This is a genomic window from Marivirga sp., from assembly GCF_051117495.1.
Taxonomy (GTDB): Bacteria; Bacteroidota; Bacteroidia; order Cytophagales; family Cyclobacteriaceae; genus Marivirga.
Map to the genome: position 1 here is coordinate 53,539 of NZ_JBNPEF010000009.1, position 19,954 is coordinate 73,492.

The window sequence follows — 19,954 nt, forward strand, 5'->3', positions numbered from 1 at the left end:
AATTGACATAGAGCGGAATAGAGGCCTGTAGTAGGCTCATGAAAAGAGCAGGAATCAAGGGAAACTTTTTACCAATCATTAATTTACAGAGGCAAGGAAATCTTGCCTATTGCATAAAATGATAATTTATCGCTCCAAAAACTCCCCTAACAATGAGCCACCTTCTTTCCTAGAATTTTTACTGTAAGGAGCTATCGCCTGAATTAGCTTTCTAATTGGCATAGATTGCAACCATACTTTGCCTGTACCTCTTAAAGTGGCCAAAAATATACCTTCCCCACCAAATAGCATGGACTTAATACCTCCACTGGTTTGTATGTCAAAATCTATTGAAGACTCAAAGGCTACTACACAGCCAGTATCCACTTTTAATGTTTCATTATTCAATTGCTTTTCAATTACTGTTCCACCTGCATGGACAAATGCCAATCCATTACCAGATAATTTCTGTAAAATGAATCCTTCACCACCCAATAAACCAGAACCAATTTTTCTGTTCAAAGTAATAGAAACTTTTGTGCCCATAGCCGCACACAAAAATCCATCTTTTTGAACTATCACTTCATTATTGTAATGATTTTTTAAATCCAAGGGAATTACAGTTCCTGGATATGGCCCTGAAAAAGCAACATGCGCTTTGCCTTGCCCTTGGTGAGTGAAATGGGTCATAAAAAGGGATTCTCCAGTGAATATCCTGCTTCCTGCGGACATCAATTTGCCTAAAAAGCCTTCATTTGGATTAGAGCCATCGCCCATTTTGGTATCAAAATGTATGGAATCATCCATATAAACCATAGCCCCGGCTTCTGCAATTACTGTTTCTTGTGGATCCAGTTCGATTTCTACTAGCTGAACGCCATCTCCTAAAATCTTATAATCTACTTCGTGTGATTGTGAATGCATAATTTTAAAGTTTAGATGGCTAAAATAAGAAATTAATCATAAACCAATTGCATCTGAACCCTTCTGTTTTTGGCTCGCCCTTCACTTGTATCATTTGTAGAAATTGGTTCGCTTTCACCTTTGGTTACCAATTTGATTTTACGCTTTGGCACTCCATTTTTCAACAAAATAATCCCAATTTTTTTCGCTCTTTCAAACGCTAATTCCATATTATATTCATCCGTTCCAATATTATCCGTATGACCGGTTAATCTCACTTTGACTTTCTTGTTTTGTCGAATAATTTCGGTCATCTCTTTAATGTATTGTTCATCCTCGTGATTAAGATTATAGTCATCAAAATCAAATTGAAAATTATAAGTTAAGTCTTCTAATTCGTGAGGAAGATAAGTGATCACACCAGCTTCTGTTTTGACTGTTATTTCATCTTGCGGATCTTTTTCTTCATCCTGAAAATTTGAATTTTCTTCTGCTGTATTGACCGAATGATCCTCCTTTTCCTCCTCAAGTTGATCAGATTCTTCTGTATTTTCAGCATTAAATCTCCAATTACTTTTACGCTTTGGCCTTTTTAGTCTTTTAATAGAAAGCATGATTTCAAATGTCCCGCTATTACTAATATTATTTTTCAGGATATTAAAGTCAAAGCTTCCCCCAAGTGCAAAATTTTCAGATTCATAAACAGCCCCCAGCATTATATTATTAGCAGTGGAATATCTCAGCATGGTTTTTATGGATTCCGTTCTCATGTTGCCAACCGCATATCGAAAAGAAGGCCCTGAAACCAGTTCAGTTACTGAGCCAGCATGACGCAAAAATACATCTTGTTTAATATGCCATTGGTAATTCTCCATTAAAGTGGCAGAAGCAGTTAAAATCGATAAAAAGGGAAGCTTATTGACATTATTTTCATAGAACGAATCTTCTGGTCTGTTCAAGTTATGTAAAGCATAACCAGCGGAAAAGAGTTTTTTCCCATACCGGTCAACTTTTTGCCAGGATAAGCCAAATGCAAAGGAAAAATAATTTTTATTGATAGTGCATTGACCCTCTCCACTTGGCAAGTTAGGGTCAAAGCCAAAATATTCCACATATTGACTTCCAGTGGTTAATTGTTGTGTATTTAGGGATTTACTTTGAAAACTTGAATTTAGACCTATGGAGAATTCCGTATATTTTTGAAGAGGTACGTTTATCGCATAGGATGCACTGATTTGGTTAAGACTGTAAATTTCAGCACCATAATTTCGATCATTCATTAATGAAACAGAAACTCCTGACCATCTTCTCTCTTCATTAAAAATTGGGTGATTTCCTTCTGCGTAGGAAGTCATGAATTTTATATCCTCCGAAGCGTATTGATTTCGGAATATAAACATCCCTTTTTGGAAATTATCAGAAGAGGCAAAAGCAGGATTCACTCTATTTGGCGTGTATTCATACAATGCATGCATAAAATTCTGGCCAAAGGAGCTTCCTGCTATTATACCTAAACATAATGTGAGAAATAATTTCTTCATTTTGGCTTATTTGCTCAGTAAAACCTTTCCTTTTTGCTGGCCATTGAGTTGGATAGTTTCTCCATCATTAAATTTTCCTCTGACTTGCCAAAAATAGATGCCTGCTTCCGCTTTACTACTCCCTTTTGTCCCATCCCAACCAGTGCTTGCCATTTTATTGGCATTATCGGTTTTGAATACTATATTTCCCTCTCTGTCATAGACGATGAATTCAAAATCAGCTACATCCACAAGCCCATAAATCTTTAACCTATCATTTCTCGAATCACCGTTTGGTGTGAACAAATCAGGAATAAAGGCTTCTTGAAGCACCTTGATTTCAATTGTGTCTTGCGAAATACAGCCAAATTGTGAAGTACCCCTGACAATATATTTTGTGGTAGCTTCAGGTGAGACAATAGGATTAGCAATATTACTTTGACTTATTGAATTTGCTGGGAACCACTCATATTCCATGGCGCCTTCTGCATTCAATTGGACACTTCCTCCTCTTTTAATTTGAAAATTATTATTGGTGATTTCCACCTGGCTTTCATCAAAATCTACCAAAAATTCTCCTTCAATAATACAGTTATTGAAATATGCTTCATACCTTATTTGATCTTCTTTTTCTATAAAAATTGTCGTGCTAAAATCATCAGATAAAAATCCGTCAACTGCGGAATACCATTTGATGCTATCTGCTTCACCTGCAAAATCCAATTCAATTTCATCGGGTTCACAAAGTACTTTATCCTCAAATTGATAATCATTTTCCTCCACAATATTGATCTTATATGTTTGGTAACTATCACAATCTGTGAAATCAACATCTCTAGCATAAATAATATCTTCAGAATCTACCACAAATGATAGTGAATCTGATGTACCTAGAAATCCTCTTTCTTCAGAATACCAATGACGGGATTTTGAATCATTACTCAAGGTTATTTCATGGCCAATACAAGTATTGATGATATTTTCATTAATGGACTCACAAATTTCAAATTCCCCACATGCCATATAGCGTCCTCCGCAACCGGGAGGACATAAACCAGCAATTACCCTGCTAGTAAGAGAATTATCGATCGGCTGAATACCATAACTGTACCTACCTGCTGAAAGCGAATCAAGCTTCAATTCATTTCCATAAAAGTTGTTTCCCCTTGCCGTTTTTAGCCTTTCCGAAGAATTAACATCAAAATTAGGGGCTAAAATATCCACATTATAGCTGTTTTGACCAATGTAGAGGTCATAGGTAATATTTTTTGGCGCTGTATGATCATCGACAGCATCATCCCAAACTATCATTACACCTTCTGAAGTTTGAAAAGCTGTATGAAAGTCAGGTACAGAAGGTGGAAGATTTTCAGCCGGGGCATGATTTTCAATTAAGTTTATGGCCAACTCTGATGTGTCCTTTCTATTTTTTGATATAGAACTTATATCCAAATCTCCGTCTTGATCTTCATCGTAAAAGTTGAAAATTTTATTTTGGGAATCTTGAATAATTTCAAAAACGAGTTCTTCCTCCATATTCTGAAAAATAAGTGCTGCATTGAGGCTATCATTAAGAAAAATATCTGTTAGACCATCCGAATTAAAGTCCGCTAAAAAGCTTCGTTCGGGAATAAACCCTTGAAAATCAATCGGGACGACATTTTCAAAGTCGTTATTCTCATTCACAAAAATCCCAAGTTTGGCATTATTCTCATCGGAATAAAATGTGGCAAAAAAATCCATCTTTCCATCATGATTATAATCTCCTAAGCCTATACTTTCATAAAATGCTTCAGGAAGATTCGACTCTTTAACCTCAATTGAATCCTTATGATTTAAAATTAAACTGGGAATAATAGGTGATGTCGAATGATTGGAAGTGACCAAAATATCCGTTCTGCCATTTTGATTGATATCCAAAAAATTGAGTTGAGCATGATTAGGTAAACTCATTAAGCCTTCTGGTTCATCATCAATTCCTGAAGGACTATTTTTTAAAATGGATAGTGCTAAAGAATCATTATTTTGCTGAAGGATAAGTAGATCTTTCAGTCCATCCTTATTCCAATCTTGAATATAAATTTCTTGGATATCATTAATTTGCGCTTCAAATCCTTTTTCAAAACTATCAGTATTTTGATATAATATACTTAAGTGATTTAGATTGGAACTGTCTCGGTTAAATCCAATAATATCCAATTGATTATTATTGTCCATATCCTCAATTTGAATTGGAAAGGAGGTGAAAATCATATTATGTAAAGTATCTGTTTGCTTTCTTTGCCAATCAAATGAAAGCAGAATGGTGCTGTCTTCCCCTATTTGGGATTGCAAAATCAGCTCATGAATTGCATTATTATTGATGTCCAGCCAAAAGGAGTTTATAATTTCCTGAGCAGATAACTGAACAGAATCTATTTTCTCCATTTGCTGTCCCAATAAGCAAACAGGATTTAAAAAAATTAGGACATAAATTAAGGTTGATAGTTTTTTCATTTCTCTACATTTTCTTTTTCAATTTCAAAGGATAATTGTAAGCTCACTTTTGAGTTCACAGCTTTACCATTTCTGATTGCAGGCTTCCATTTTGGCATATTGGAAATCAATCGAAAACATTCCTCATCAAAAGCTTCCCCCAAGGAATTTTGTATTTCAATATCTGATGGTTCCCCTTCCTTTGTAATGCTAAAGATTACGTTCACAGAACCTTCTATTCCATTGCTTTTATCCACTGCTTCAGGATATTGAAGATTTTTATTCAAGTAATTTGAAAGTGAGTCCATCCCAACAATTGGAACAGCTCTTTCATATCCCATTTGGAGAGAAGGTTTAATATGCGTTTCCTCTTTAATTTCCCGTTCATGCTCACTTTTATTCCCAGCTACTTTTCTAAGAGGACTTTGAGGAATTGATTCTTGCTTTTGGCTTAATTTATCAGGCCGTTTAGCTTTTGGCAATTCCATTTCAAAGGCTTCGTTTTTTGTGATAGCGTTTTCAGTTACTTGAATTTGAACGGCTTCAATTTCCTTCATTTTAGGAAAAGGCTTTTGCCATAAAAATAAAGCGGTAGAAATAGCGCCAAGGATTAAAATTGAAATGCCAGCTTTCCATATTTTTTTTCTAAACGTAATTTTTCTTTGCAGATAATCAGTCCGTTTATCCAGAATTGCTTTAAAATCCCTGTGTTGAGCAATTTCTTTCTCCGATAAAACAGGTAAATGATCGATATATTGATATTTTACTTTCATTTCACTTTCATTTTTATTCTAAGCTTATCCAATATTCGATAGCACCGGACTTTTGCATTATTTTCTGTGATATTTAAGACAGAAGCCACTTCATTAAAGGATAAGCTGTTGAAAAATCGCAGTTCAATAATTTCTAATTCTTTAGGCTTTAGTGTTTGCACTGCGCTTTTGAGCAATTCCATTTGCTGAATTGAATCTTCTAATGGAAATTCATCAATTAGATTTTCTGCTTTTAATAAATCAAGCGGTATTTGCCTTTGATACTTTTGCTTTCTAAAAAATTGATTGGATTCATTCAAAGCTATTTTATAAAGCCAAGATGAAAAGGGATGACCTTGATCTTTATAGGTTTTTATTTTCATCAATGCCTTAAAGAAAACCTCAGAGCAAATTTCTGCTGTTATGGTTTCATCAGCATGTCTTTTGAAGAGAAATTTAAAAATCAGTGAAAAATATTTATCATACAGAGGCTGAAACCACCTGGGATTTTCTTTTGCCTTTTCAATCCATTCTTTTTCTGAGGCTTCCTGCATTAATTTCTCACTATATCTTACTAGTTCATCCAAATTATCAATTTTTACACATAGAATACAATCAGGTAGAAAAAGATACAGAATTATGCTTAATTATTTCTTGAAGTATAGATTGTCTGAAAAAGCCAATCTGAACGATTTGCTTGCTCCTCGGTTAAGTAATAGGATTACCAGCTGAGAAATACGTACCAGTGTGTATATATTAAAGCTTTATAAATTATTGATTATGAACAATTTTAAAAATTTGATTTTTATATTTCTTTTATCAGGATTACTTGCTTGTAATAGAAATGGGGATTCAGAGCAACATAGTGAAAAAATACAATATGATACTTTAAAAGTAACGGCCACAGCTTATAACTCTGTAGAATCTCAAACTAAAAAAGGAAATCCAGCCATTGCCGCATGGGGAGACACCTTAAGACCGGGCATGAATGCCATCGCTGTTTCAAGGGATTTAATTGATAGCGGATTGGTTTATAATTCAGAAATAATGATTGAAGGAATGGATAGTATTTTTTTTGTAAAGGATAAAATGAATAAGCGCTGGACCAATAAAATTGATATTTATATGGGATTGGATATAGAGGCCGCCCGAAATTGGGGCAAGCAAGAAATTAAAATTTATATTCCTAAAAAGAATGAAGATTTAGATACAACAAATCTGAGTTTCGATTAATTTAAGCACCGTCCCTGTAAAAACGGGACAGACTAAATCAAGATTTCGGATATTTTTCTTTTTTTTAAAAAAATAATCCCGATTTATCGGGACCGAAATGACGCTTTGAAGATGTTTTGTAGAAATTTAATACGAATTCAGTTTATAAAATAGCCACTAAAAAAGGCAAGCCGAGAATACTGAACTTGCCTTTTCATTTATGAGAAATACTATTATTCCTCCTCGTCTTTATTTTTTAAATCCTCAATATCTTCCCTGTCCTTTAGCTTTTTATCTTCCACTTCCTTATTTAAGAATTGGTTAATTCTATCAATATCAAAGCTGGTCTGGATTTCACCAAAGGAATCGATTTTTACATCAAAACCTTCTAGTTTTGGGTTCACACTCGGTTTTTTATCCTTTTTATTATCATCTTTATTTTTAGGCATCACTCAGAAATTTGGTCCTTTAGCTTATCTAACGCTAAACGAATCCTTTCTGTTATTTCCTCTTTGCCTAAAATCTCAATAATATCCATTAAATCAGGGCCTCCGGCTTGTCCAGTTATGCTTACTCTTAAGGATTGCATCACTTTCCCCATGCCAATGCCTTCGGCTTCCAGTACTGAAGCAAAAGTAGCTTTGGCGTTTCCTGCATCCAAATGTTCTACTTTTTCCAATGCATCAGCATATAAAGTCAAAGCTTTATCCACATCCGCATTCCATTTTTTCCGCACTACTTTTTCATCATAGCTATCAGGCTTCTGGAAAAAATATTGACCTTGTGTCCAAAACTCAGTTGGGAAAGTGACCCGTTCTTTCAAAACGTGTACTATACGCTCTAATTTTTCTTGAGAAACTTGTATCCCATTAGCTTCCACATCCTGCTTAAGATATGCTGCAAGCTCTGAATTAGGTTTATTTTTAAGGTATTGCTCATTGAACCATTTGGCTTTTTGGATATCAAATTTAGCACCCGCTTTTCCAATTCTTTCGATGGTGAAAGCTTCAATCAATTCTTCCAAACTGAATATTTCCTGTTCATTACCCGGATTCCAACCTAAAAATGCCAAGAAGTTTAATAATGCGTCCGGCAGATAGCCCTCTTCTTTAAACCCAGCTAAAAATTCACCAGAAGCTGGGTCTTTCCATTCCATTGGGAAAATTGGGAAACCATGTTTTTCAGCATCACGCTTACTTAATTTTCCATTGCCATCGGGCTTCAATAATAAAGGCAAATGCGCAAATTCCGGCATGGTATCTTCCCAACCTAAAAATTGATAAAGCAAAACATGTAAAGGGGCTGAGGGTAACCATTCCTCACCACGAATTACATGCGTAATGCCCATCAAATGGTCATCCACCACATTGGCTAGATGGTAAGTCGGCATCCCGTCCGATTTCATTAAGATTTTATCATCTATCTGAGTAGAATGAACCATTACCCAACCTCTTACTTTATCATTTAAGCGCACTTCCTCTTTCCTAGGTACTTTTAAACGGATTACATAAGGTTCCCCAGCATCTAATTTGGCTTTTACTTCTTGCTCAGATAAAGTCAAAGAGTTTTTCATTTGCATTCGAGTGATGGCATTATACTGTGGTGTATCCACTCTAGCCGCTTTCAATCGTTCTCGCATTTCATCCAACTCTTCGGAAGTATCAAAAGCGTAATAAGCCTTATCTTCATCTAATAATTGCTGGGCATACTGGGCATAAATATCTTTACGTTCGCTTTGTCTGTAAGGACCTACTTCACCTTCATTATTCCAAGGACTTTCATCTGGGTTAATTCCCAGCCATTTTAGGGTTTGGTGGATATAATCCTCGGCTCCATTTACATATCGGTTTTGGTCAGTATCCTCAATTCTGAGAATAAATTGACCACCCATTTTTTTGGCAAATAGGTAATTATATAAAGCCGTTCTTACTCCGCCTATGTGAAGAGGGCCAGTAGGACTTGGGGCAAAACGTACGCGTACAGCTTGACTCATAAGATTCTTTTTTAATGCGATTTGGGGTGCAAAATTAAGGAATAATGTTTAAAAGTTGTACCCTAGCAAACAATACTTATAAGTAATGAATATGTTTAAGCTTTAGTTCTATCCTTTTCGCGAACCCATTCAATGTAATCGGTTTTGGGAATATCGGTAATGCCCAACTGGCGCATCATCATTACCAGTTGACCTCTATGGTAGCTTCCATGATTAAAAACGGTTTGCGCTATTTCTCGAAATGGAATTGAAAATGATTCTCCTTTATGCTCAAAATCAAGCTTTTGTTCTAAATCTGTATTTTCTACGAATTCATTAAAGCTTAGAGAAGTTGACTGCCAAGCCTTAAACATTTCATTTGCATTTCCTGAAAAGTTTATGATTTTGGATGTTTCCCAACCATTTCCCTCTAGCCTAGAAAGCCAACCCATTTCAGCCATCCAGATATGAGAAATTGTTTTCATGATGCTCGGAAAACTGGATTCTATTTGTTGACTTAGCAAATCTTCCTCATGTTTTGAGAGACTCGCAATAAATCTGTTGTTTGCCCAAATATTGTAGTCGGCATAGTCTATGTATCTGTCGTTTTGCATTTAGTTCTATTTAATAAAATTTTTCCTTTTCTATTCCAAATCAATTGGTGGTGATTGCTTATGTTTTTTCAAAATAGGAGAAGTAGTGCAATTGTTCAATTTATGGCTCTTTGACCATCTAAATATCTGATTATGGTGTAGCTGTGAATTTAGTAATTTATGCTTTCTCCGCAAACTTAAACAATATCCTGCTTCGCTTTTCTCCATATTTGTTCTCGTAAAATTCTCTTTTTTCGATCGGCTCAGGAGTTAATTTCTTAGGGAGCCAAATTGCCAGAAATGCAGCGGGGAAAAGAAGTACAAAAAATATCGAAATTCTAATTATACCATCTATTTGTATGCTATCTGCTGAGCTTAGAGTTACTGCGACAATTGTTACTGTTCCAAGTCCAGCTAGAATTGCAATCCAAAAATAAAATCTAGTTTTTCGCATAAGAATCGCAAGAGTCGGCAGGCCATACCAGATGAAAGTTCCTAAAGTCGGGTTAGCGAGCATCATCATTAGGAGTAAAAGGATCATTAGTGCACTTAGCACATGGTTCCAAACTCCATATTTTTCCCAAGCCTTTTGAGAAGGAATTCTCTTCACAATTTTTGCAAGGGTTTCTCTTCCAGCAAATTTATCAACTAGTTGCTCATAGGTTTCTTGCTTAGTTGTTCCGTCAGATAAAAGTTGCTTTGCCTTTTTTCTGACTTGCTTTTCGTCTATTTGTGATGCCATCTTTCGTTTAGGTAATGCATATAATGCGAAGCTAAAATGCATTTGCTACACTTCGCTGATGAAATACTAAAGTAGCGAAGCCAAACCATAACCACAATTATTGAAAGAGAAAAGAAGATACCAATCCTTAATACTTGTCCTACTTCTAAGTGAAATCACTAGTTTAACTTTGTGGAGATATACCTCTTCATATTGCTAGAAGCAGTATGTAAGTGCATTTTTAGTGAATGTTAGCGAGCTATTTCTTCAATTTCATTTCTTAGTTTATCAACTCTATTGCGAGTAATTATCAGACTTATAAAAAAGAGAAGAAGACCGAATAGGTTAAAAAAAATTATATTTTCACCGTCTGGAAATGATTGATTATCAATTAACCACCCAAGAAATAAAACAGAAAAACAATCTGCCAAATAATTTGAATCCACCAAATCACTGGTGTAAGGCCAATTTCTCCAGTAATTTTAGTTTTACTGTTTTCGCTTTCAAAGACACCTTTAAATCTAGGGTAAAAGCCATCAAGGCTACTCCGGTTTTTACGTTTAATCTCTTTGGAAAACCTAAGAATCAATTTCGAATCTTTGTAGGAATAAATAAAATCTGATGTCACATCAGTTAAGTCGGAAAATTTATCGATTTCACTATATTCCTTTTTATCATAATTTTTTGCAATATGAACCTTTATATCATCAATAGATTTATTCGTTTTTAATTCTACTGCTGAATTCTCTCCCAAAAATATTTGATTTAACATGTAAAGTCTATGTTTTTTGTACCTACCAGAAGGATTGATAACTAATCTATCTTATACACGATAGACTATAAAGCGTGGTAGCAACTGGTTTTTATTTTATTTCATTTCCTGGTTTTTCCAAAAAATCAATTACTGCTTGAGCTCCATTTTTAACTCCTACAAAATACCTACCTTCTTTAAATCTCGGAATCATGACGCTATCAATGATATTTTTAGCTATTTCGTCTTTCAATACTTCTTCAGTGCCGTAACCTGTAGTAATTCTGGTTTCTCTTTGCTGTTTGCTAATAACCATTACAACTCCATTATTTTTTTTCTCTTTACCAATTCTATGAGTGTCGTAAAAATTGACTGAAAAAAATAATGCGTTTTCTTTATCTCCCCAATCAGGGGTCGTCACAATTGCAATTTCATTAGTTGTCACGGACTCATGCATCATGATCATATTTTGTAACTCTTCTTCTTGCGTATCAGTAAATAAATCCTCTTTGTCAAATACGTAGGTTCTATCAAGTGTTGCATTAGAGTAACAAAATAATGCAAAAGCTAATATTATAAGTTTGCTCATTTTGTGTGTGTTGTTATTATTGCTAGCACGAAGCTAAAATGCGTTTTAATGCATTTTTAAACATTGTTGTAATTAGTGTTTAGAAACTTTCATTTAACTCACGTAGCATTTCAATTGTATTGACGTTCCGTACATTAAACTCTTTGCAAACCTCAGGAATCTTAATTCTTCTCTTAATGTTTGGTTCGCTTTTCTCATAAGTGACAATTGTGTCACCAGTACTCATTGCATATGCTACTAACCAAGGGTCCGCTAAATCTGTTTCTAAGAATTCTTGCTTAGCTCGGTCAGTGTAATTAGCAGATGATGCCCAATTAACAATAGCTATATAATTCTGTAAAACAGAATCCGTGTTGTGAAAGAAGGAATCTGATAAATTATTTTGGCACCAATCTTTTAATTCATCTTCATGAGCAGAATTATCAAAAATTTCTAATTTGACTTTATCAATACTTATGATAGTGCCAGAATCAGCTAAATTTTTAATTTTTAACCAAAAGCTTTGTACCACGTCAATTGGATAAATAGCTCGATGAGCTTGAATGAAAAAGTTGGAGTCTACAATGAATTTGCTCATGCTTGATATAAATATTCATTGATGAATTTTTCATATGTATTTCCTTTCAGACTCGTTAATCTATATGCATCTCTATATAATAAATTATTTTCGTTTACTGCATTGTTCACAAAACTTGCAAATCTTAAACTGATTCTCTTCTTAGCAGTCGCATAAAAATTTCCGCCAGACTTTTGGTTATCTTTTTTAAACTGATACTCCTTTATGTAATTGTTATAGAAGTCAAAAAATGCAGTTTTAGTAATTAAATTTAAGTCCATGCACCTTCTTGCTATAACTATTGGGCTTACTTTAAAGATTCTACTTAGATATTTAACATCCTTAGATTCTTTCCATTTTTCCCTTAAAAATAATTCTGGAACTAGGAATTCCGCAGCTACCTGGTCACAAAGTTTTTCAACTGGATCATTAGCAGGTAACATCTGTTGATTGTCAAATCCTGCACTCTCTCCTAGCCAAATATGTGCAAGTTCATGTATAAGAGTGAACATTTGAGCAGCTTTAGCATCAGCAGAGTTTATGAACAGAAACGGTGCTTTTTTATTTACTAAAACAAAACCCCTGCATTCTTCGACAGGAATTTTTCTTCTGGTATTATTTCCAACAATGCCATTAAAATTTACAATAATCCCTATTTCTTCAATCTGGAGAGTCAAGTAATCTAAGGCCTCTTCCCAAGTCCCCATTTTACTAGCCCAGTTAGAAGGTAGTTTCAGACTATCTCTAATGTCTTTTACTATTTCAAAATAATTGGATCTTTCATTGTATTTACCAACATATTCTAAATCAGGATATTCACTTTCTTTTAGGTAATTTGTCAACCAGTTTTGTCTTTCACCAATAAGTTGAATGGTGTGATAAACATTAAGAGATACTTTATCATTCATTTTTTTCCCAGTTCGAAAAAATGGTATAGGAATATCTTCTTTTGGAGGGTTGCTAAGAAACATGTATCCAAAAGGCACATGAACCTTGTGAGTGAAATCTTCAAGTTGTTTTATGGTTGGTTTTTTATTTCCCTTAATCCATTCTTCAACACTAGGGTTTTTTTGATAGAATTCCTCCAAACTATTCCCTGCACGAGTAATCGCCCAGTTTATAATGTCAGAGTTAATATTTTCTATCCTTGTTGCCATGATGCAAATATAATCGATATTTATTTAAGATTGTTCTATAGTATTACCTACAACCTAGTTATACCAACATTCCTGATACATATTACTACGGTCGATTAGTAATCGACAAACTTTCTCTGATTTTGTCAATGAGACTTAATTTTTTAATTCTTTCTTTGAAACTTTGATTCGTAAAGATTGATTCTTAAATTCTATCCAAATACTTTCATTTTAGATACTGACTTAAATAATATAATTTAAATCAATATCTTTTATGCTTTTAGTTACTCTTTAATAATCCTTTTGCGGATTGAGCCATTATTCGTCTCAATTGTTAACAAATATATACCAGACGGAATATGAGTCATTTCGATAAGATTATCTTTTTTCAAAGTTCCTAAATCAACTGTTTGACCCATCATGTTCTGTATATAATATTCAGCGTCTAATTTTTGATCTAATTTGATTTTTAAAAAATCAACTATGGGATTTGGGAAAATCTTTATGGATTCTTCTAATTTATTAAGAGCTGTGATTGCATTGTTTCTTGCTATATTGGATTTACTTGAGCTTTCAGTTTTTCCAGATTCTTCCATATTAGACTCGCACTGATTCGGATTTATAACTTCAATTTGATAAGCTACATCAGAAGTGGGTACGTCTGTGTCAGTATAGGATGAAAGATTACTAGCTATTTCGGTTAGTAGTTTGAAATCGCCCCCGTCCAAGCTTCTATAAATTCTATAGGTTCCAAATGCAAAGCCTTCGTATCCATCCCATATCAGATTCCAAGAATCATTATTTCCTTTATTAATAGTTAGATGAATAGTTTTATGCAGTTCACTATATTCAGTCTCAGTTCCACAGCTATCCAAGATTGTGATTTTATACCGATTTGATTTCTGTTCTGGAAATGACTGATTATCAATATATGAATTGGTTGACCCACCATTGACATACTCTATAAGTGAATATTCACCCGAAACATTGGTCTCTCTATAAATACCAAACTGATATACATTTTCCGAGTTATTGCTCCATACCAATTTATTTTTTGAAGATTCTTTATCTACTGTAACCATGCAGATTTCAGGAGTTTTAGGCTCAGGTAAAACATAAACATTGATGGTTGTGTCAACCATACAACCATTATTTGTGGCACTCAAACTAATTGACTTTTGACCTGAGCTATCCCAATTCAAGGAGTACGGTCCTTCTCCTGAGCCTGATACAATATTAGCCTCATTGAAATTCCATTCAATATCTGAGTAATTTGTTCCGATAAATTTTATTTCATAATTAGTGTTATAACAGATGGACTCTTTTGCTTCGAATAAAAGGTTTGGGTTTTCAGTATATCTAATCGTTTGCATAGTTGTTTCAGATACACATCCATTCTCTAGAACTGTTAAACTAACATTTTTCTCACCATAAGTATCCCAACTGATTTCGTATGGGCCTTGACCACTTCCCTCAACAATAACACCACCATCAAAGTCCCATGAGTATGTTGCTGAATCTGCCCCATTACCTAAATAGCTAATGCTAGCTGATTCTCCTTCACAAAGTATGGATGGGGCTGAAAAATCACTAGTTGGTGTTTTAATAATATTGATTAATTGAGTGTTGGTACTTGAACAACCATTTTTGGTTGCTTGAAGAGTAATTTCTTTTTCACCAAATGAACCCCAAAGTAATTTCAAAAGACTATCCTGTTGATTGTCAATAATCTCAGCACCATCCAGATTCCAATTTAAATCTAGTTTCTCAGATAGTTGCCCTAAATATGTTATGGTAACCGTATCTGACTCACAAGATAAATCTGTTAAGCTAAATTCAGCAGAAGGTGTTTTATAATAATTAATGATGGATTTATTAATTTCAGATGTACACCCATTTTCCACTACGGTTAAACTTATATTTTTCTCACCATAAGTATCCCAACTAATTTCATAAGGCCCGCTTCCTTCTCCTGATATGATTTCCGCCCCATCAAAATCCCAACTATAATTTGCTGTATCTGCTCCATTACCTAAATAACTAATTTTTGCGAATTCACCATCACAGATAAAAGATGGAACTGAAAAATCGCTAGTTGGTGTTTTGATAATATTGATGAATTCTGAGCTGGTATTTGAACAGCCATTTCTGGTTGCCTGGAGGATAATCTCCTTTTCACCATGTGTGGTCCAAACAACTTTTAACAGACTGTCTTTTTGATTTTCAATAATTTCAGCTCCATTCAAATTCCAATTCAATTCTAATCCATTATTTAGCTCTCCTTCATATTTTAAAATGACCGAGTCAGATTGGCAAGATTCCATTATAGCGCTAAAATTTGAATTTGGTAATTCATAAATAGTAACCTCTGAAGAATTTGAATAAATATTTAATTCGCTGGACAGCACTCTTATAGCGTATGACTGTGAAAAACTAAGAGTATCAGGTAACAAAGAAGAAAGTATTTCTGAATCATCATTGATACTATCTAGATTAACAGCATTTTCAAAACTTCCATTAGAATCTGAAAGTTGTAATATAAAATGATTTGTATCTGAAAAATTATATTCAGATTCAAGGCTTATTTCAACTGGAGTCCCTTCACATAAATTTGCTGACGAAATGAAATTGGGTTTAAAATAAAATTCAGCCTCTTTTGAAAACCAGCTTTCTTTTCCATTGAATTGATTTACATTTGTTGAATCCATATGGTAAGCCGTAATAGCTAGACTTCCTGCTATTGATTCATCAATTTTATATTCATTTACATTACCAACATCAATTACTTGTGCATATGTTAATGAATCCTTTTTTTCATAATAAACTTTATAACCATAATTTTGCTTGGCATCCCATTTTAAATGAACCCCATCTTGATTTTTCATCATGAATACCTTCTGAGGCGGTCTGATCACACCATTTTCAATTATAGTTGTTTCAATAGGTTCAAAATTTAATTTCCCGAGATTTAGGTCATCACTTTGATCTATAATTAGATCGTTTAAGTCTTGGCCTGGCTGTAAATCCCAAAAATTAGATGTAGCATCTATATCATGATCTCCTTTGATTTCCACTGGGTTAGAATTGTTAATAAAATTAGAATCCCATATATTGCCTTCGCCTTCAAAGGCCAAAGATGTATAGCAGTTTTCAATAGTGTTTGAATTAAAATTCAGCCTATCACGTGAATCAACAGCTAAATTAGTACCATTCCCATTGATGTAGCTTTTATATATAGAAATATCCTGATAATCTATTACGGAAGCTTCATTCAATAATATTACCGAAGAGGTAATTTGTAAATATTGACGATCATACCAACTACTATTTTTGTCTTCAAATGAAGTATTCATCATGATGGTATTTGATATATATATAGAGTGGTTGTCATTTTGAGAAGTAAAGTTACATTCATAAAGTTTTGAATTATTTATCGAAAAGTTTGCTCCACAACACCCTATATCAAATTCAGAAAACTTTACATTAGAGTTTTTTACGGAAATCCCTTTATTATATGAATCGGAAAATAGCCTACTAGATAGAATTTCGCAGTTATTAAGTTCAATTGGTTCCGTTCTGGGATACCTACCCTTGATTAACATATTTTTAACCTTGGAATCTTTAATTTTTAATTTTCCGGTAGAATTATAACCATCAGTTTGAATTATCGAGTTTTGAAAAGTACAGTTGGTAAAAATCAACTCTCCTGAAACTTTCGGGTCATCTTGATCAAATTCAGTTTCTCTACTAACTAAAAGAACATCTTGAGGACCTGCAAAAGATGTATATTTTACAGAACTCATTGAAAGATTTGTCTTCCTAAATTCCAGCATTTTCTTTGTTCCCGGACCACCTGTTGAATGACCGTTGAAATACACGGAATCACTAACAAGACCATTAATATTTAGCTCTCCAAAAACTAATATTTCATAATTTCCTTTAAAATTTACAGTAACTCCTGATTCAATTGTTAAACTGTATCCTGTAGGTACTCCTATATTTCCAATTACATTGTAAGGGCTACCTTCTTTTGTCCAATTAGCATTCTCGGAAAGATTACCGCTTACGTTTGTCTGGCAAATTGCACCCAATGAAAAAAATACCAAGAAAATGAAAAGTACGTTTTTAACTCTAGTGGTCGACATCTTATTAATTTCTATTATTCGGTAAGAATAAGGTTATGAAAATATATTTATCAAAGACAGAAATCCTTTTAATATACATAAAAAGTATGAAGATATATTTTAATGGGTAAAACACAAAATAAAACTTATAAAAGTCAATTTATAATAAGTAATGCATTTGTTTAAAAACCTTTTGAGCTTAAATAATTGCACAATAAATTTTTACTCCTCAATTTCCACATACTCATAAGCCCCAATGTCAGGCGAGGTGCCTCTGCTAGTGCCTTGAATATCGGTAGAAATATTTGTTGGCAAGGCGTCATCTATGGCAGGTGAGTTTTCTTGCAAGCGGAAATCTGCTTCATTTACTTCCACAAATTCAGGGTCTTGGTTGCTGATTGAATTATTCTCGCTTAAAACTGATATACTGCTCCTGAATAAATTATGCGAAAAGGAAAAATTCAAGTTCCCTTCTTGCTGTTCGAAAAATTGAATTTCGTCTGTTATTCGGCCGTAAATAATGCTGTTTAACAATTGAACTTCCAATGGGGCTAAAATTTCATTGTCATTATTATCAAAAGCCAAATCAGAAAAGAAAGCGGAAGGGTCTTCTCGAGCTACATTAAAATAATTGGCAATGGTGCAATGGGTATAATAGGCACTCCCACCTCCGGTATGGGAAACCGTTCCCGAGGCCGTATTGTAGAAAACGGAATTAATAGCAGCAAAATCACTATTAAGTGAAATAACTGATGAAATGGCCATATTGCCCACAAAGCAGTTTTCCATCATCAAATCAGGCTCATTATCAGGATTAAAAATATTGAGATTGACACCGAAGAGCGCATTTTTAATTGTGGTGTGCTTGAAATAATTGTCTTTACTATCCTCTAAAAACACAATGCCGCCCCACTGACCTGCAGCACTAACAAAAGGCTCATCCAATCTGTCGTTGGTGAAAATAATCGGATTTTCTAAAGTGCCTTCTGCTTGCAAACTGCCATTTACCACCAGAAAGGTTTGTGTAGCACTATATATTCTAGTTCCTGGCTCAATGCTTAAAACACATGAAGAATCCACTTGCACTGTACCGGATAAAACATAAGGCTTTTCAGCATTCCATCGGGCATCACAGTCCAAAATAGTATCCGATAAATAATGGGCATTTTGACCCCATGCTTCAAATACAACTGATTGTGAATTTTCTTGATTCACTACTTCCAGGTAATCCCTAATCACAAATGGATTGTTTTCATCCCCTTGGTCAATATTGGCGGAAACCAACAATAGGAGACTATCTTCTGGCAATAAAAGTTGATTTGAAAATGAAGATTGCGTTCTTCCATTCAAAGTGAGCTGAAAGGCTTGGCTTTGATTTCTGAGCACAATGGATGAAATATTTACCGCCTTATTAGTGGGATTTTTAATTTTCAGCCTTTTGGTTATGCTCAATCTTTCGGCAAAAAGCGTATCGAACTGTAAAGTATCAGTTGAAAAAGTAAGATTTACAGCTTCTGTAGTGGGTTCAGGTTCATAAGAACAAGAACCAAATCCTATTAACAATACTCCACATAAAATCAGTGATATGGCCTTATTGAGCCGTTTCATCCATTTTACTGGCATTTTCGGCAATCTGTAAGTTTTCAATAAGGTCTTCGATTTCACCATTCATTATATTGGGTAAATTATGAACTGTATAATTTATTCTATGATCGGTCACCCGTCCTTGAGGGTAGTTGTAAGTCCTGATTTTATCAGATCTGTCACCGCTTCGTACAATGCTTCTTCTTTGAGCGCCTACTTCTTCATTTTGTTTGGCAAGCTCAATTTCGTACAAACGAGAGCGTAATACTTTTAGTGCTTTCTCGAAGTTTTTAATTTGAGATTTTTGGTCTTGACAGGTTACGACCAATCCAGTCGGTTCGTGTGTCAATCGCACGGCAGAATAGGTGGTGTTCACAGATTGTCCACCAGGTCCTGATGAACAATAAGTATCTTTTCTTACATCATTCATATCAATTTCGACCTCTACATCATCAATTTCGGGCAATACGGCTACCGTGGCGGCAGAAGTATGAACTCTTCCCTGAGTTTCCGTTTGCGGTACTCTTTGAACCCGATGCACACCTGATTCATATTTCAAAGTTCCATAGGCATTTTTACCAGTCACGGTGCTGATTATTTCTTTATAGCCCCCAGCCGTGCCAAAGGTTAAATCCAAAACGGTCAGATTCAATCCGTTTTTATCGCAAAATCGCTGATACATTTTATATAAATCGCCTGCAAAAATGGCTGCTTCATCACCTCCAGTTCCTGCTCTAATTTCCAGTACCGCATTTTTTGAATCGTTGGGATCTTTCGGAATTAGGATTTTTTTCAGTTCCTCCTCCAGCTTTTCTTTCTGAGGTTTTAATTCGTCCAATTCCATTTTGGCCATTTCTCTAAATTCAGGTTCTTTTTCGGTTTCCAAAATGTTTTTGGCCTGTTTGATGTCATCCAGCACTTTGGTATATTGGTCATATACCTCCACTACCTTTTCCAAATCAGCATATTCTTTACTGAGCTCGGTAAATTTTTTCATGTCCGCCATAGCATCAGGTTGCACCATTAATTGGCCTACTTCCTGAAAGCGTTCCTTCATTCTTTCTAATCTGTCTAACATCAATTATTC

Annotated in this window: 17 protein-coding genes; 1 reads left to right on the forward strand and 16 read right to left on the reverse strand. The window is 34.5% G+C overall.

The window, feature by feature from the left end:
* Positions 1–126: 126 nt before the first annotated feature.
* The 5 genes from ACFE0M_RS05925 to ACFE0M_RS05945 are packed head-to-tail and all read right to left on the reverse strand — an operon-like array spanning position 127 to position 6,216.
* On the reverse strand, positions 127–903 hold the full coding sequence (locus ACFE0M_RS05925) for a TIGR00266 family protein (RefSeq protein ID WP_434544827.1): 777 nt from the start codon (positions 901–903) through the stop codon (positions 127–129).
* Positions 904–935: 32 nt separating this feature from the next.
* The gene (locus tag ACFE0M_RS05930) at positions 936–2,423 is read right to left on the reverse strand and encodes a PorP/SprF family type IX secretion system membrane protein (protein ID WP_434544828.1); all 1,488 of its coding nucleotides are present in this window, start codon (positions 2,421–2,423) and stop codon (positions 936–938) included.
* 6 nt (positions 2,424–2,429) lie between these two features.
* Positions 2,430–4,898: a gliding motility-associated C-terminal domain-containing protein gene (locus ACFE0M_RS05935; protein ID WP_434544829.1), complete on the reverse strand. Its 2,469-nt coding sequence runs from the start codon at positions 4,896–4,898 to the stop codon at positions 2,430–2,432.
* Entirely contained in the window at positions 4,895–5,650 is a 756-nt protein-coding gene (locus ACFE0M_RS05940) for an energy transducer TonB (protein ID WP_434544830.1), read from the reverse strand. The genes ACFE0M_RS05935 and ACFE0M_RS05940 overlap by 4 nt, the downstream gene beginning before the upstream one ends.
* Positions 5,647–6,216 carry an RNA polymerase sigma factor gene (locus ACFE0M_RS05945; protein ID WP_434544831.1) on the reverse strand — a complete coding sequence of 190 codons (570 nt, stop codon included), beginning with the start codon at positions 6,214–6,216 and terminating at the stop codon, positions 5,647–5,649. Before ACFE0M_RS05945 ends, ACFE0M_RS05940 begins: the two co-directional genes overlap by 4 nt.
* Positions 6,217–6,409: 193 nt before the next feature.
* On the opposite strand from ACFE0M_RS05945, the gene ACFE0M_RS05950 reads away from it, so the two are divergent.
* The gene (locus tag ACFE0M_RS05950) at positions 6,410–6,862 is read left to right on the forward strand and encodes a 3D domain-containing protein (protein ID WP_434544832.1); all 453 of its coding nucleotides are present in this window, start codon (positions 6,410–6,412) and stop codon (positions 6,860–6,862) included.
* Between the two features lie 212 nt (positions 6,863–7,074).
* Here the strand turns inward: ACFE0M_RS05950 and ACFE0M_RS05955 are convergent, their stop codons facing one another.
* From ACFE0M_RS05955 to prfA, 11 genes are all read right to left on the reverse strand, one after another.
* Positions 7,075–7,290, reverse strand: a complete 216-nt coding sequence (locus ACFE0M_RS05955; protein WP_434544833.1) for a hypothetical protein — start codon at positions 7,288–7,290, stop codon at positions 7,075–7,077.
* A complete protein-coding gene (gene gltX, locus ACFE0M_RS05960; RefSeq protein WP_434544834.1) occupies positions 7,290–8,834 on the reverse strand; it encodes a glutamate--tRNA ligase in 1,545 nt (514 codons plus the stop codon). The genes ACFE0M_RS05955 and gltX overlap by 1 nt, the downstream gene beginning before the upstream one ends.
* A 95-nt stretch (positions 8,835–8,929) precedes the next feature.
* Positions 8,930–9,427, reverse strand: coding sequence for a DinB family protein (locus tag ACFE0M_RS05965; protein WP_434544835.1), 498 nt, complete (start codon positions 9,425–9,427; stop codon positions 8,930–8,932).
* 157 nt (positions 9,428–9,584) lie between these two features.
* Positions 9,585–10,148, reverse strand: a complete 564-nt coding sequence (locus ACFE0M_RS05970; protein WP_434544836.1) for a hypothetical protein — start codon at positions 10,146–10,148, stop codon at positions 9,585–9,587.
* A gap of 370 nt (positions 10,149–10,518) precedes the next feature.
* Positions 10,519–10,899: a hypothetical protein gene (locus tag ACFE0M_RS05975; protein ID WP_434544837.1), complete on the reverse strand. Its 381-nt coding sequence runs from the start codon at positions 10,897–10,899 to the stop codon at positions 10,519–10,521.
* A gap of 91 nt (positions 10,900–10,990) precedes the next feature.
* Entirely contained in the window at positions 10,991–11,467 is a 477-nt protein-coding gene (locus ACFE0M_RS05980) for a TPM domain-containing protein (RefSeq protein WP_434544838.1), read from the reverse strand.
* A gap of 79 nt (positions 11,468–11,546) precedes the next feature.
* Positions 11,547–12,044, reverse strand: coding sequence for a DUF4411 family protein (locus tag ACFE0M_RS05985; RefSeq protein ID WP_434544839.1), 498 nt, complete (start codon positions 12,042–12,044; stop codon positions 11,547–11,549).
* Entirely contained in the window at positions 12,041–13,180 is a 1,140-nt protein-coding gene (locus ACFE0M_RS05990; protein ID WP_434544840.1) for an ImmA/IrrE family metallo-endopeptidase, read from the reverse strand. Before ACFE0M_RS05990 ends, ACFE0M_RS05985 begins: the two co-directional genes overlap by 4 nt.
* 263 nt (positions 13,181–13,443) lie before the next feature.
* Positions 13,444–17,304: a T9SS type A sorting domain-containing protein gene (locus ACFE0M_RS05995; protein WP_434544841.1), complete on the reverse strand. Its 3,861-nt coding sequence runs from the start codon at positions 17,302–17,304 to the stop codon at positions 13,444–13,446.
* Between the two features lie 201 nt (positions 17,305–17,505).
* Positions 17,506–18,951, reverse strand: a complete 1,446-nt coding sequence (locus ACFE0M_RS06000; RefSeq protein ID WP_434544842.1) for a choice-of-anchor Q domain-containing protein — start codon at positions 18,949–18,951, stop codon at positions 17,506–17,508.
* Positions 18,875–19,945 carry a peptide chain release factor 1 gene (prfA, locus tag ACFE0M_RS06005; RefSeq protein WP_434544843.1) on the reverse strand — a complete coding sequence of 357 codons (1,071 nt, stop codon included), beginning with the start codon at positions 19,943–19,945 and terminating at the stop codon, positions 18,875–18,877. Before prfA ends, ACFE0M_RS06000 begins: the two co-directional genes overlap by 77 nt.
* Positions 19,946–19,954 lie beyond the last annotated feature (9 nt).